Source organism: Sphingomonas kyeonggiensis (assembly GCF_014196745.1).
In the GTDB taxonomy this organism is placed as follows: domain Bacteria; phylum Pseudomonadota; class Alphaproteobacteria; order Sphingomonadales; family Sphingomonadaceae; genus Sphingomonas; species Sphingomonas kyeonggiensis.
In genome coordinates this window covers 896,433-909,461 of record NZ_JACIEH010000001.1, presented here as the reverse complement: position 1 = coordinate 909,461, position 13,029 = coordinate 896,433, and the positions used below count along the sequence as shown (strand labels likewise).

14 protein-coding genes are annotated in these 13,029 nt (G+C 69.2%); 12 read left to right on the top strand and 2 right to left on the bottom strand.

Features of this window, described 5'->3' with window-relative positions; all coding sequences use genetic code 11:
* Positions 1-22: 22 nt before the first annotated feature.
* The gene (locus tag GGR46_RS04505; protein WP_183994940.1) at positions 23-442 is read right to left on the bottom strand and encodes a hypothetical protein; all 420 of its coding nucleotides are present in this window, start codon (positions 440-442) and stop codon (positions 23-25) included.
* A gap of 115 nt (positions 443-557) precedes the next feature.
* On the opposite strand from GGR46_RS04505, the gene GGR46_RS04500 reads away from it, so the two are divergent.
* From GGR46_RS04500 to lexA, 12 genes are all read left to right on the top strand, one after another.
* Positions 558-1,307: a phosphodiester glycosidase family protein gene (locus tag GGR46_RS04500; protein WP_183994938.1), complete on the top strand. Its 750-nt coding sequence runs from the start codon at positions 558-560 to the stop codon at positions 1,305-1,307.
* A 10-nt stretch (positions 1,308-1,317) separates the two neighbouring features.
* Positions 1,318-1,902, top strand: coding sequence for an anthranilate synthase component II (locus GGR46_RS04495; protein ID WP_183994936.1), 585 nt, complete (start codon positions 1,318-1,320; stop codon positions 1,900-1,902).
* Between the two features lie 108 nt (positions 1,903-2,010).
* Positions 2,011-2,355: a hypothetical protein gene (locus GGR46_RS04490; protein ID WP_183994934.1), complete on the top strand. Its 345-nt coding sequence runs from the start codon at positions 2,011-2,013 to the stop codon at positions 2,353-2,355.
* A gap of 195 nt (positions 2,356-2,550) precedes the next feature.
* Positions 2,551-4,086 carry a cation:proton antiporter gene (locus tag GGR46_RS04485; RefSeq protein WP_183994931.1) on the top strand — a complete coding sequence of 512 codons (1,536 nt, stop codon included), beginning with the start codon at positions 2,551-2,553 and terminating at the stop codon, positions 4,084-4,086.
* Between the two features lie 53 nt (positions 4,087-4,139).
* Positions 4,140-4,604 (top strand): nuclear transport factor 2 family protein, encoded by a 465-nt coding sequence (locus GGR46_RS04480; protein ID WP_183994929.1) that lies wholly within the window; start codon positions 4,140-4,142, stop codon positions 4,602-4,604.
* A gap of 69 nt (positions 4,605-4,673) precedes the next feature.
* Entirely contained in the window at positions 4,674-5,666 is a 993-nt protein-coding gene (trpD, locus tag GGR46_RS04475) for an anthranilate phosphoribosyltransferase (protein WP_183994927.1), read from the top strand.
* Positions 5,666-6,454, top strand: a complete 789-nt coding sequence (trpC, locus tag GGR46_RS04470; protein WP_183994925.1) for an indole-3-glycerol phosphate synthase TrpC — start codon at positions 5,666-5,668, stop codon at positions 6,452-6,454. The genes trpD and trpC overlap by 1 nt, the downstream gene beginning before the upstream one ends.
* Complete coding sequence (gene moaC / locus GGR46_RS04465; RefSeq protein WP_183994923.1) at positions 6,451-6,918, top strand: cyclic pyranopterin monophosphate synthase MoaC; 468 nt, start codon at positions 6,451-6,453, stop codon at positions 6,916-6,918. The genes trpC and moaC overlap by 4 nt, the downstream gene beginning before the upstream one ends.
* 235 nt (positions 6,919-7,153) lie before the next feature.
* Positions 7,154-7,807: a glutathione S-transferase family protein gene (locus GGR46_RS04460; protein ID WP_183994921.1), complete on the top strand. Its 654-nt coding sequence runs from the start codon at positions 7,154-7,156 to the stop codon at positions 7,805-7,807.
* Positions 7,808-7,910: 103 nt separating this feature from the next.
* Positions 7,911-8,855 (top strand): PilZ domain-containing protein, encoded by a 945-nt coding sequence (locus GGR46_RS04455; protein ID WP_183994919.1) that lies wholly within the window; start codon positions 7,911-7,913, stop codon positions 8,853-8,855.
* Between the two features lie 42 nt (positions 8,856-8,897).
* Complete coding sequence (locus GGR46_RS04450) at positions 8,898-10,082, top strand: molybdopterin molybdotransferase MoeA (RefSeq protein WP_183994916.1); 1,185 nt, start codon at positions 8,898-8,900, stop codon at positions 10,080-10,082.
* A 58-nt stretch (positions 10,083-10,140) separates the two neighbouring features.
* Positions 10,141-10,839, top strand: a complete 699-nt coding sequence (gene lexA / locus GGR46_RS04445; protein WP_183994914.1) for a transcriptional repressor LexA — start codon at positions 10,141-10,143, stop codon at positions 10,837-10,839.
* Positions 10,840-10,861: 22 nt separating this feature from the next.
* On the opposite strand, the gene GGR46_RS04440 is transcribed toward lexA, so the two are convergent.
* A complete protein-coding gene (locus GGR46_RS04440) occupies positions 10,862-12,958 on the bottom strand; it encodes a ComEC/Rec2 family competence protein (RefSeq protein WP_183994912.1) in 2,097 nt (698 codons plus the stop codon).
* Positions 12,959-13,029: the final 71 nt, after the last annotated feature.

The following is a 13,029-nucleotide window of genomic DNA, read 5'->3' as shown; positions in this document are numbered from 1 at the left end:
GCTCGGGGAGGAATTGGAAGCCTCAGGGAATCGCCGCGTCCTTGGCCTTCTGCTCCAGGCGCTCCTGATACCATTGGCGGATCGCCGAGCGGGTGCAGCCGGTCTGGCCGCCCGTGCCCACCGGCGAGCAGCTGTTCGGCAGGCCGGCGCGGTTGACTTCCTCGACCATCTCGACCCGGTTGGTCCAGGCCTGCGACGCGGCGTCGTCCTTGCGCTGGTTCCGGAATTCCTTGGGAATGCGATAGGGCGATTCGCCGCCACTGGCGCAGACCACGATCTCGTCCTCGTTCTGCGGCTTGGGGCACTCCTCCTTGCCGTAGAGCAGGATGCTGCGCACCCGCTTGGGCGGGCCGCTCTGGTCGGCATCCTGGGCCTGCTTGCTGTCCTGCGCGATGGCGGGACCGGCGAGCAACGCGGCGGCAACGAGCAAACGAACGATCATGAACACTCCTTCTGGCGTGACAACGCCCCTCGCCGCTGGACGTGCCGCGCTACTATGGCAAGCCCAAGGCACGGGCATGGCTTGCCTGAACGCCATTTCATCTTAAGTGGCAGGCATGATCCGGCCGATCGCCGTTGCCGGCGCCTTCCTGACGCTGACCGCCTGCGCCTCCAACGGAGGCGTCGACGACGCGTGCCGCAAGATCACCTTCGAGGGCACCAGCTTCACAGTGTGCCGCGCCGATCCGCAGAAGCACGACCTGATGCTCGTCGACAAGAGCTTGGACGGCCGCCCGATGCGCGACTTCACCGGGCTCCAGCCGCGCCTCGGCGATCGCTATCCGCGCATCGCCTTCGCGATGAACGCCGGCATGTTCGACGCCGCCGGCCTGCCGATCGGCTATTATGTCGAGGACGGCGCCGAACAGAAGCCGCTCAACCGCCGGCCGGGCCCGGGGAATTTCCACATGCAGCCGAACGGCGTGTTCTGGGGCGATGCCAAGGGCTGGCACGTCGCCACCACCGACGACTTCGCCGCCAACAAGCCCGATCACGTCCGCTTCGCCACCCAATCGGGGCCGATGCTGCTGATCGCCGGCAAGCTCCACCCCAAGCTCGCCGAGAACGGCACTTCGCTGACGATCCGCAATGCCGTGGGCGTCGGCCTGAACGGCAGCGCCTGGTTCGCGATCAGCAACGAGGCCGTCTCGTTCGGCCGCTTCGCCCGGCTGTTCCGCGACAAGCTCGCCGCGCCCGACGCGCTCTATCTCGACGGGGCGGTATCGCGGCTCTGGGATCCCGTCTCGGACCGGCTCGACGGCGGCACGCCGATCGGGCCGATTGTCGTAGCCCTTCAGACACGGTAGCGCCTTTCCCATGATCCTCGTCATCGACAATTACGACAGCTTCACCTGGAACCTGGTCCACTATCTGATGGAGCTCGGCACCGAAGTGCAGGTGGTGCGCAACGACGCGCTCAGCGCGCGCGACGCCGTGGCCAGCAACGCCCAGGCGTTCCTGATCTCGCCGGGCCCGTGCACCCCCAACGAAGCCGGGATCAGCCTCGACCTGGTCGCCGCCTGTGCGGACCTCAGGAAACCGCTGCTCGGCGTGTGCCTGGGCCATCAGGCGATCGGCCAGCATTTCGGCGGATCGGTGGTGCGCGGCGGGCTGATGCACGGCAAGACCAGCCCGGTGAGCCATGACGGCACCGGCCTGTTCGAGGGCCTGCCCTCGCCCTTCACCGCGACGCGCTATCACTCGCTGATCGTCACCGACATTCCCGACGATCTGGCGGTCAACGCCACCGCCGATGACGCGCACGTGATGGGATTCCGGCACAGGGAATTGCCGATCCACGGCGTGCAGTTCCACCCCGAGAGCATCGCCACCGAGCATGGCCATGCCATGCTGGCCAATTTCCTGAAGCTCGCCGGGATCGAGGCGCGCGCGCTCGCCTGATTCTGCAAAGCTTTGCGACAATTTCGGTTGCGCGGTGACATAGCTTCGCGACAGCGTGCCCCCAGTTTCTCCGCCGTGGCCCGATCCAGGGCCCGATGGAGAAGTGCAATGAACCACAGACTGCAGCTGGTTGCAGCGACGCTGGCGGGCGTGCTCGTCACGGTCGCAGCGGGCGGCATCGCCTTCGCGAGCATGGACCACGGCATGCGGATGGGCCCCTTCGCCCGTGCCGATGCCAATGGTGACGGCGTCGTCACGCGTGCCGAATGGATCGCAGCGGCCAATGCCCGTTTCGACAAGTTCGACACCAACAAGGACGGCAAGCTGGTCGTCGGCGAGGTCCCGCCTGCGCCGTCGCGCGACTTTGCCCCCCGTCACGGGCCGCACGGGTTCGACGGACCGGAGGATGGCCCGCCGGCCCCGGAGCAGTCCCAGCCGGGGAATGCGAACTGATTCCCTCTCCCGTTGGGAGAGGGAGGGAGCCGACGAAGTCGGCGGAAGGGTGAGGGTGTAAGCGATAGGCGAGCTTAGTACTTGCCTATCGCTTACACCCTCACCCGGTCTCGCTTCGCTCGACCGCCCTCTCCCGCAAGCGGGAGAGGGAAAGTAGGGCTTGAAGCAGCGCCCGCCTGCGCTAGCCTCCCGTGCATGAGCTTCTTCGAAAGCCTCGTCGCGCTGCTCGCGCTGGCGGTCCTGCTGCTGCAGGTCTCGCGGCGCACGCCGATTCCCTATCCGACGATGCTCGCTGCCGCCGGCGTGGTCGTCGCGCTGATCCCCGGCTCGCCCGACATCGCGCTCGACGGGCACACCGCGATGGCGCTGTTCATCGCGCCCGTCCTGCTCGACGCCGCGTTCGACTTCCCTCTCGCCGCGATCCGCCGGCTGTGGCGGCCGCTCGTCTCGCTTGCCGTGGTCGCGGTGCTGCTCTCCACCGCCGTGGTCGCCTGGATCGGCTGGGCGTTCGCCGGCCTGCCGATCGCTGCCGCCATCGCGCTCGGCGCCATCGTCGCCCCGCCCGACGCCGCCGCGGCGACGACGGTGCTCCAATCCGCCGCCCTGCCGCGTCGAACCGTTCAGGTGCTCACCGGCGAGAGCCTGCTCAACGATGCCACCGCCTTGCTGCTGTTCGGCGCCGCGCTGGCGGTGCAGAGCCATGGCGGGATCGACACCATGGTCGCCACCCGCCTGAGCCTCGCCGTGCCCGGCGGCATCGCGCTCGGCCTGTTCTGCGGCTGGGCGATGGGCAAGGTGATGCCCTTCACCCGCGGTTCGTTCGGCGGGAACCTGTTCGAGTTCGTCAACACCTGGATCGCCTGGATCCTCGCCGAGCGGCTCGGCCTCTCCGCCGTGCTCTGCGTGGTCGCCTGCGCGATGTACGTCTCCAATTCACCCTCGGTGCCGATCAGCGCCCGCAACCGCGTCCAGTCCTTCGCGGTATGGGGCGTCGGCGTGTTCGTGCTCAACGTCGTCGCCTTCCTGCTGATGGGCATGCAGGCCCGCCAGATCGTCGCCCAGATGAGCCCCGAGCGCCTGCATGAGGCCGCGATCTTCGCCGGACTGGTCGTGCTCGGCGTGATCGTCACGCGCATGGCCTGGTCGCTCGCCTACAACCTCCTCGTCCGCACCTTCCCGATGATCCGCGGCAACCTGCCTCCGCCCAGCTTCGCGCAGAGCGTGGTGGTCGGCTGGTGCGGGATGCGCGGGCTGGTGACGCTCGCCACGGCCTTCGCGCTGCCGCACGACTTCCCCCAGCGCGACCTGATCGTGCTATCCGCCTTCGCCGTGGTGCTGGCGACCCTGGTGCTGCAGGGCCTCACCCTCGCCCCGTTGATCCGGCTGCTTGGCCTGGCCGGCAAGGGCGATGGCGAGGAACTGCTCGACCAGGCCCGTCGCAAGCTCGCCGAGGCCGCGCTCGCGGCGCTGGAGGGCGAGCAGGGCAAGGTCGCCGACGAGACCCGCCGCCAGTTCGAGATCGATCGCAACGGCGCCGACAATATCTGCCCGGAGTTCGACGCCCGCCAGCGCCTCCAGCTCGCCGCCGTCGCCGCCCAGCGCGACAAGCTCGACGAACTGCGCGACACCGACGTGATCGGGCAGGACCTGTACGAGCAGCTCCAGGAGGAGCTCGACTGGCGCGACCTGGCGATCAGCCCCGAGGGACGCCACCTGATCGAGGCGGGTTGACCGCCGGCCGGACACGGCGCACTGTATTATTCGAATAACACGGATTCACGCCCATGCGGCCGATCGCGTTTGCCCTCGCCCTGTTTGCCGCGCCCGTTGCCGCGCATGCCCAGGCCGAGGAGCAGGCGGTGCGCGAAGCCGATGCCAATTTCTGGCGCGCGTTCAACGCCTGTGACGCCGCGGCGATGGCGCCCTTCTTCTCCGCCGATGTCGAGTTCTACCATGACATCACCGGCGTCACCCGCACGCGCGCCGGCGTGGTCGCCTCGCTCGTGAAGGGCCCCTGCGGCACGCCCGGCCTCCATATCCGCCGCGCGCTGGTGCCCGACAGCATCCGGGTCGAGCGCGTGCCGGGCTATGGCGCAATCCTGTCGGGCGAGCATCTCTTCTACGCGAAACAAGGCGACCAGCCCGAACAGCTCGCCACGCGCGCCGGCTTCACGGTGATCTGGCACCAGGATCATGGCCATTGGCAAATGACCCGCGTGATCAGCAACGCCCATCGCCCGGCTTCCTGAAGCCGGCCTCGTGTCGCCCCAAACAGGATTTGCTCGACTTCGCTAGGGACGAAGGGCGATAGAGCCCGCGTGACGACCTTTACCCTCCTCCCCGACCCCACGAGCCCGCTCGCGCGCGAGTCCGCCGCCCAGGCCTTTTCCGATATCCTCGACGGCAATGTGCCCGAGCCAGAAATCGAGCGCTTCCTGATCGACCTGTCGGTGCGCGGCGAGACCAGCATCGAGATCGCCGAGGCAGCCCGGGCGATGCGGGCGCGGCTGATCCCGATCACTGCCCCCGAAGGCGCGATCGACGTGTGCGGCACCGGCGGCGACGGGCACCACACCCTCAACGTCTCGACCGCGGTGAGCCTGGTCGTGGCCGCGGCCGGGGTTCCGGTCGCCAAGCACGGCAACCGCGCCGCCTCGTCCAAGTCGGGCGCGGCGGATACGCTGGAGGCGCTCGGCCTCGACCTCGACCGCGCCGGCGCGCGCGCGGAGGAGAGCCTGCACGAGCTCGGCATCGCCTTCCTCTTCGCCCAGGCGCACCATCCCTCGATGGCGCGGATCGGGCCGCTGCGCCGCCGCATCGGCCGCCGCACCATCTTCAACCTGATGGGACCGCTGGCCAACCCGGCGCACGTCACCCGCCAGCTGATCGGCATCGCCCGCCCCGATTACGCGCCGATCTATGCCGAGGCGCTCGAACAGCTCGGCGTCGAAGCCGCTGCGATCGTCTCGGGCGAGGAAGGGCTGGACGAGCTCTCCACCGAGCATGCCAGCGTGGTGGTGAGCATCGGCAGCTCGGGCCTGCCTTCTCGGATCACCCCAGAGGATGCCGGCCTCCCCCGCCATCCCTTGACGGCCATTCGCGGCGGCGGCCCGGAATACAACGCTCTGGCACTCCGCCGCCTGCTCCAGGGCGAGCCGGGCCCCTATCGCGACGCGGTGCTGCTCAACGCCGCCGCCGCCCTGGTGATCGCGGGCGAGGCCGGCGACCTGCGCGAAGGTGCCGAGGAAGCCGCCGAGGTGATCGACAAGGGCCTTGCCAAGGCGCTGCTCGACTGCTGGATCGCCTTTTGATGTCCACGATCCTCGATACCATCATCGCCACCAAGCACGGCGAAGTCGCCGCCCGCCGCAAGGCCGTGCCGATGAGCGACCTCCACGCCCAGGCCCTCACCCGCACGCCCCCGCGCGGTTTCAAGGCCGCGCTCGACGCAAAAGCCGCCACCGGCGGCTATGGCCTGATCGCCGAGATCAAGAAGGCCAGCCCGTCCAAGGGCCTGATCCGCGCCGATTTCGATCCCCCCGCCCATGCCCGCGCCTATCAGGCCGGCGGTGCCGCCTGCCTCTCGGTGCTGACCGACCTCGAATATTTCCAGGGGCATGAGGACTATCTGATCGCCGCCCGCGCCGCCTGCGACTTGCCGGTGATCCGCAAGGACTTCATGGTCGATCCCTGGCAGGCGCTCGAATCGCGCGCGATCGGGGCGGATGCGATCCTGATCATCGTCGCCGCGCTCGAAGACGCCCAGATGGCGGAGATCGAGGATGCCGCGCTGGGCCTCGGCATGGACGTGCTGGTCGAAGTGCACGATGCCGAGGAGCTGGAGCGCGCCCTCAAGCTGCGCTCGCGCCTGATCGGGGTGAACAACCGCAATCTCAAGACCTTCGAGGTCGACGTCCAGAAGACCTACGACCTGGTCGGCCAGGCCCCCAAGGACTGCACCTTCGTCGCCGAATCCGGCCTGAACAGCCGGGCCGACCTCGATGCCATGGCCGCGCACGACATCCGCTGCTTCCTCGTCGGCGAGTCCCTGATGCGGCAGGACGATGTCGAGGCGGCTACCCGGGCATTGGTGGGGTGAGCGAGCTGACGCACCTCGACGAGACCGGCGCCGCACGCATGGTCGATGTCGCGGGCAAGGCCGTCACAGCGCGCGAGGCGGTGGCCACCGGCCGCATCACCATGTCTCCGGAAGCCGCAGCCGCGATCCGCGCGGGCGCCGTGAAGAAGGGCGACGTCCTGGCCACCGCGCGCATCGCCGGGATCATGGCCGCCAAGCGCACCGCCGAGCTGATCCCGCTTTGCCACCCGCTGCCGCTGACCAAGGTCCTGGTCGATCTCGCTCCGGACGAGACCGGCGTCACCGTCACCGCCACCGCCGCCACCGAAGCGCAGACCGGCGTCGAGATGGAGGCGCTCACCGCCGTCTCGACCGCGCTCCTCACCCTCTACGACATGGCCAAGGCGCTCGATAAGGGCATGACCATCGGCGAGATCCGCCTGCTCGCCAAGAAGGGCGGCAAGTCGGGCGACTGGGTGGCCTGAGGGGCTTTAAATTCCCCTCCCTGCAAGGGAGGGGTTAGGGGTGGGTTAGAAAAGGCCGGGCTCGATGCCCGGCCTTTTCTTTATCACCAGGGACATGGTTGGGCTCGCTGCGCTCGCAACCCACTCCCAGCCCCTCCCTTCCAGGGAGGGGAGAAAGAAGGACAGCAGCGAAAATTCGCGTGACAGCACAGCCGCATCAAGATACTTAGCTTAAAACCTAACTATTGAGGATGCCATGACCCTTCAGCTCTTCGGCCACCCCTTTTCGTCCTACACCTGGAAGGCGCTGATCGCCTTCTACGAGAACGACACCGCCTTCACCTTCCGTAACCTCGAGGAGCCCGGCGCCGCGGAGGAACTGGAGGCCCGCTGGCCGCTCAAGCTCTTCCCGGTCCTTGCCGAAGGCGATCGCACCGTCCTGGAGGCGACCGCGATCATCGAATATCTGCACGTCCATCACCCCGGCCCGGTATCGCTGATCCCCGCCGATGCCGATCTCGCCGTGCAGGCGCGGATGCTCGACCGGGTGTTCGACAATTATGTGATGGGCATGATGCAGCGGCCCGTGCTCAATTCGCTGCTGCCCGAGGATCGGCGCGATCCGATCGGCCTCGACGAGGCGATGGCGAAGCTCGACAAGGTCTATGCCTGGCTCGATGCCCATCTGGCCGGGCGCACATGGGCCGTGGGCGACAGCTTCACCCTCGCCGACTGCGCCGCCGCGCCGTCGCTCTTCTATGCCGATTGGGTCCACCCGATCCCGGAGGCGCTGGCCAACCTCCGTGCCTATCGCGCCCGGCTGCTCGCCCGCCCCTCGGTCGTGCGCTGCGTCGAGGATGCCCGGCCCTATCGCCATTATTTCCCGCTCGGCGCGCCCGATCGCGACTGATCGTTTCGGCCTTGCATTAGGGATTCCGCAACCCTGGAACTTAACCCCGCCTTCAGACCCTTGTCCCCACTATCGAGAGGGGTCCGGGCGGGAAAAATCATTTATGCGACAGGGACTTGCGTCCTCCACCATTTTCAGCCTCTCGGGCGAGGCGCCGGCGGCGCATCTTCTGCCCGAGCCGGGTGACCCTGCCGCATTCGACGCTGCGATCCTCGCAGGCGAGACGACCCGCCTCGCCTGCTCGATCCGCAAGCTGAGCGCTGCGGGCGCGATGCTGCAGATCGAGGACGAAGTGGTCGAGGAGGAAGGGCTGCGGCTCGAACTCGCCAACGGCCAGTCGCTATCCGGCCGCATCGCATGGACCGAGCAGGGCGCGGCCGGCTTCCTGTTCGAAACGCCGATCGACGTGATCAGCACGCTCGCCCGCAACTTGGCCGCCCTGCCCGCCGAGCGCCGCTCGGTGCCCCGTGTCGAGCTGCACCAGACGATCTGCGTGCGGCGCGGCAACCATGTCGAGTTCACCCGCAGCCGCAACCTCTCCCAAGGTGGCTGTGGTTTCGAGACCGACATCGCCCTGCAGGAAGGCGATGCGGTGCAGATCAATTTCGACGGCCTTCGCCCGCTCGACGGGCTGGTGAAATGGTCGCAGGGCAGCTTCGCCGGCGTCGCGTTCGACGAAGACCTGCCCTGGCAGGTGCTGATGCCCTGGCTGCGCCAGGCCCAGCAGCAGCCCTCGCACCACACCCGCATGGCGGTGATCCAGGAGCAGACCGGGCTGATCCCGGACCAGAAGGCGATCCGCCTCGATGTCCCCGCCCGGGTGCGCGAGGGCGTGCGCTGGTGGAACGTCAAGCTGCGCGCGATCACGCCCCAGCTCGTCGAGTTCGAGACGCGCGCGCCCTTCGCCAACGGCGCCCAGCTGTGGATCTCGCTGCCCAACATCGGCGGCGGCCCCGCCGCGGTGATCGAGACCGACGATCGCCACCGCTTCCTCTGCGAGTTCCGGCTACCGCTCAAGGCAGGCGATCTCGGGCGGATCGCCGGCTGACGATACTGGCGCGCCCTGCCTGCCTGCCCTAGGCAGTGGGGTATGGCCGCCCTCCTCCCCGTCGCCGAAGCCCAGCAGCGCCTGTTCGCGCTCGCCCTTCCGGTGGCGGAGGAATTGTGCCCGCTGGCCGACGCCTCGGGTCGCTGGGCGTCGCGGGACATCGTCGCATTGCGCACCCAGCCCGCGGCGGACCTTTCCTCGATGGACGGCTATGCGATCCGCTTCGCCGACCTGCCCGGCCCTTGGGAAGTGATCGGCGAGAGCGCCGCCGGCCGCAGCTTTGCGGGCCAAGTCGCTCCCGGACAGGCGGTGCGCATCTTCACCGGCGCCGCGCTCCCCACGGGTGCCGATACCGTGCTGGTCCAGGAGGAAGCCGCGCATGACGGCGATCGCCTCGCCCTCGCCGGCGAAGGCCCGCCGCGCCTGGGCAGCAGCGTGCGCCCCCGCGGGCTCGATTTCGCCGAGGGAGACGCACTGATCCAGGCGGGAGAGCGCATCACCCCCGCGCGCCTCGCCCTTGCCGCCATCGCCGGACACGCGACGCTGCCCGTCCGCCGCAAGCTGCGCGTGGCACTGCTCTCCACCGGCGACGAGCTGGTCCCGCCCGGCACGCCGCTCGGTCCCGACCAGATCCCCGAGACCAATCGCCTGCTCCTCGCCGCGATGCTCGCCGATCTGCCGGTCGAGCTGATCGACCTCGGCATCCTGCCCGATCGCCAGGACGCGCTCGAGGCGGCGTTCCGCGCTCTCGACTGCGACCTGCTCGTCACCACCGGCGGCGCCTCGGTCGGCGATCATGACCTCGTCCGTCCTGCGCTGGCGGCGGTGGGCGCGACGATCGATTTCTGGAAGGTCGCGCTGCGCCCGGGCAAGCCGATGATGGCGGGCCGGCTGGGCGATGCCGTGGTGCTCGGCCTGCCCGGCAACCCGGTATCGGTCTTCGCGACCGCGACGCTGTTCGTCCGTCCGCTGATCGCGCATCTCGCCGGTGCCGCCGATCCGCTGCCAGGGACGCGCACCGTGCCGCTGGGCGAGTCCCTGCCCGCCACCGGCGCCCGCGCCGACTATCTGCGGGCCGAGCTGATCGACGGGCGCGCCCATGCCGCGACGATCCAGGACTCGTCGATGCTGCGCACCCTGGCCCGCGCGACCTGCCTGATCGTGCGCCCGGCAGGGGTACCGGAGGCGAAAACGGGCGACTCGGCGGAAATCCTCGACATCGCTTGACAAGCGAGCGGAACATTGCAAAAACGTTCCCAGTCTGTTCCAGACCGGGAGAAACTTGATGCTCACGCGCAAGCAGCACGAGCTCATCTGCTTTATTGCCGACCGGCTTGCCGAGACCGGCGTGTCGCCTTCGTTCGAGGAAATGAAGGAAGCGCTCGATCTCAAATCGAAGTCGGGCGTGCATCGGCTGATCTCGGCGCTGGAGGAGCGTGAGTTCATTCGCCGCCTGCCCAACCGTGCCCGCGCGCTCGAAGTGCTGCGCATGCCCGAGCGTGGCGGCGAGGCAGTGAAGAAGCCCGCAGCCCCCAAGACCGGGGGCCCCGTGGCATCAACTTCGTCAACTTCCGCGCCCGCGACGCCGCCGGCTCCGGCCAATGACGTGATCGAGATCCCGCTGCACGGCCGTATCGCCGCCGGCACCCCGATCGAGGCGCTGCAGGATTCGGCCATGCTTCCGGTCCCCGCCGCCTTGCTCGGCGCAGGCGAGCATTATGCGCTCGAAGTCGCGGGTGACTCGATGGTCGAGGCCGGCATTCTCGACGGCGACTATGCGCTGATCCGCCGCACCGAGACGGCCCGCGACGGCGAGATCGTCGTGGCGCTGATCGAGGAGAATGAGGCGACGCTGAAGTATTTCCGCAAGGAAGGCGCGATGATCCGGCTGGACCCGGCCAATCGCGACTACAATCCCCAGCGCTATCGCCCCGACCAGGTCCGCGTGCAGGGCCGCCTCGCAGGGCTGCTGCGCAAGTATTGAGGTTCCCGATCCTCCGAAGGTGTCAGTCGGCCGGCACGTAGGGCGGCTGCACCTTGGGCGGGTTGAGCCAGGGGTGTTGCCCGGCTCCGCGCACCATCGTCACGCGGCCGCTCCTGAACGCGATCGCCACGCCGCCCGTCCTGGCGAGCGCCGGCCTGTCGAGCTTGAGCCAGCGCGGTGTGCAACCCGCGGGCAGGCGCCGGTCGCTGATCATCACGTCGACGCTGCGGCACAGGGCGATGAACTCGGCCCAGGGCAGCGTATAGGGACTGCGCGTCGCAGCGATACGCCAGACCCGGTCTCCGGCCCGGTGCTCGATCATGCAGCTGTCCAGGCTGCACCGCGCGCCCGGCTGGTCCGATAGCGCTACCGGTTCGGCATCGCTGCCGCCGGTCTCTGCCAGCATGTCACGCGTATAGTCCCCCGCCCGGTCGCGCAGCAGCGCCATGCTGCCATCGGGCATGCGGATCGCGAGATGGCGTCCGTCGCCGGTGACGATCAGGTCGGGCGCCGGCGTGGCGAGCATCCAGGCGACGCCGGCGACCAGCGGCACCGCTCCTGCCCAGCGTAGCCGTGTCCGCCACAGCGCCAGCCACAGCCCGCCGGCCACCATCAGCCCGAAGGCGCCGTTCGGCATGCTCGGAAAGGCCGACACCGCTCCCGGCGCGGCAGCGGTGGTCCGCGCGATCCAGAGCAGCAGGTCGAGCGCCCGGGCGGTGAGCCACCAGGCCGGGCCGCCCAGCCCGACGAGGTCGAGCAGCAGCGCCAGCGCCTCGATCGGCATGATCACGAAGGTGGTGAGCGGAATCGCGACGATGTTGGCCAGCGCGCCGTAGAGGCCGGCCTGGTGGAAGTGGAACAGTCCGATCGGCATCAGCGCCAGCTCGACGGCGACACCGGTGAGCAGCAGCGAGCCCATACCGCGCAGGAACGCCGCCGCCCGTCCTTCCTCGCGCTTGCCGAACCAGCCCTGCATGCGGGGGCTCTCGTGCAGCGCCACGATCGCGGTCACCGCCGCGAAGCTCAGCTGGAAGCTCGCGCCCGCCAGCGCCTCGGGCCAGAGCAGCAGGACGATCAGCGCGCCCGCCGCGACCAGCCGCAGCGTGATCGCCTCGCGCCCCAGGCTCAGCGCGAGCAGCACCAGCAGCGCGGCGACGCAGGAGCGGATCGTCGGCACCTCGGCGCCCGTGAGCCAGGTATAGCCGATGGCGGCCAGCGCTCCGGCTCCCGCCGCGACGAGCGGCAGGCGCCAGCGCAGTGCCAGCGTCGGGCTCAACGCGAGCAGCTTGAGCACCAGCAGCATCGCCGCGGCCGTCACCGCCGTGACGTGCAATCCGCTCACCGAGAGCAGGTGCGCAAGGCCGGAGCGCTGCATCGCCTCTACATCCTCCTCGGCGATCGCGCCCTGGTCGCCGGTCGCCAGCGCACTTGCGATGCCGCCTGCACTCCCCTCGATTCGCGACTGGATGTGTGTGGAAAGCGATGCCCGCAGATCCGCGCCGGATGCCTTTGCCGGCGTCACCACCTCTACCGGGTCAAAACCTTTGCCCGTGGCACCGAGCCCGACGAACCAGGCGGTGCGCGCGAAATTATATCCGCCCGGCACCGCGGCCTCGGCCGGGGGCATCAGCCGGGCGCGCAACTTCACCACGGCGTCCGGCGCCAGGCCTGCCGGCACGTCCCGCGCCTCGAGGTTCACCCGCACCCGCGGCGGCAGGTCGCGCCGGCCCGGCAGCAATGTCACGCGCACCACCTCGCGCGCCGGCATCCGCTCGACCCGCACGACGCGTCCGGTGATCTCCACCACCGCCGGTCGCGCCAGTACCGGTGCCGCCACATGCTCGGCCCGCCACCAGATCAGCCCGCAGCCCGCAGCCATGGCGAGACCTCCGATCAGCAGCGCCCGTCCCAGCCGCCCCGGCAAGGCGAGCCCCAGCAGCGCCACCGCGGCGCAGGCGAGGAGAAATCCGATCCAGCGCGACACGTCGGGAAGCAGTAACCAGGCGGTGATTCCTCCGCCCAGCGCCACCGGCAGCCAGAGCGGCAACTGCCCCCGCTCCGCCTCCAGCCAGCGCTCGATCGCGCCGCCAATCTGGCGAAACACCGCCCCGCCCCCCATTTGAAGGGAGGTAAACCCCGTGCTAGGGGCGCCCTCGGTGGCTGAATGGGCCATCGAAACACAGTTCTGGG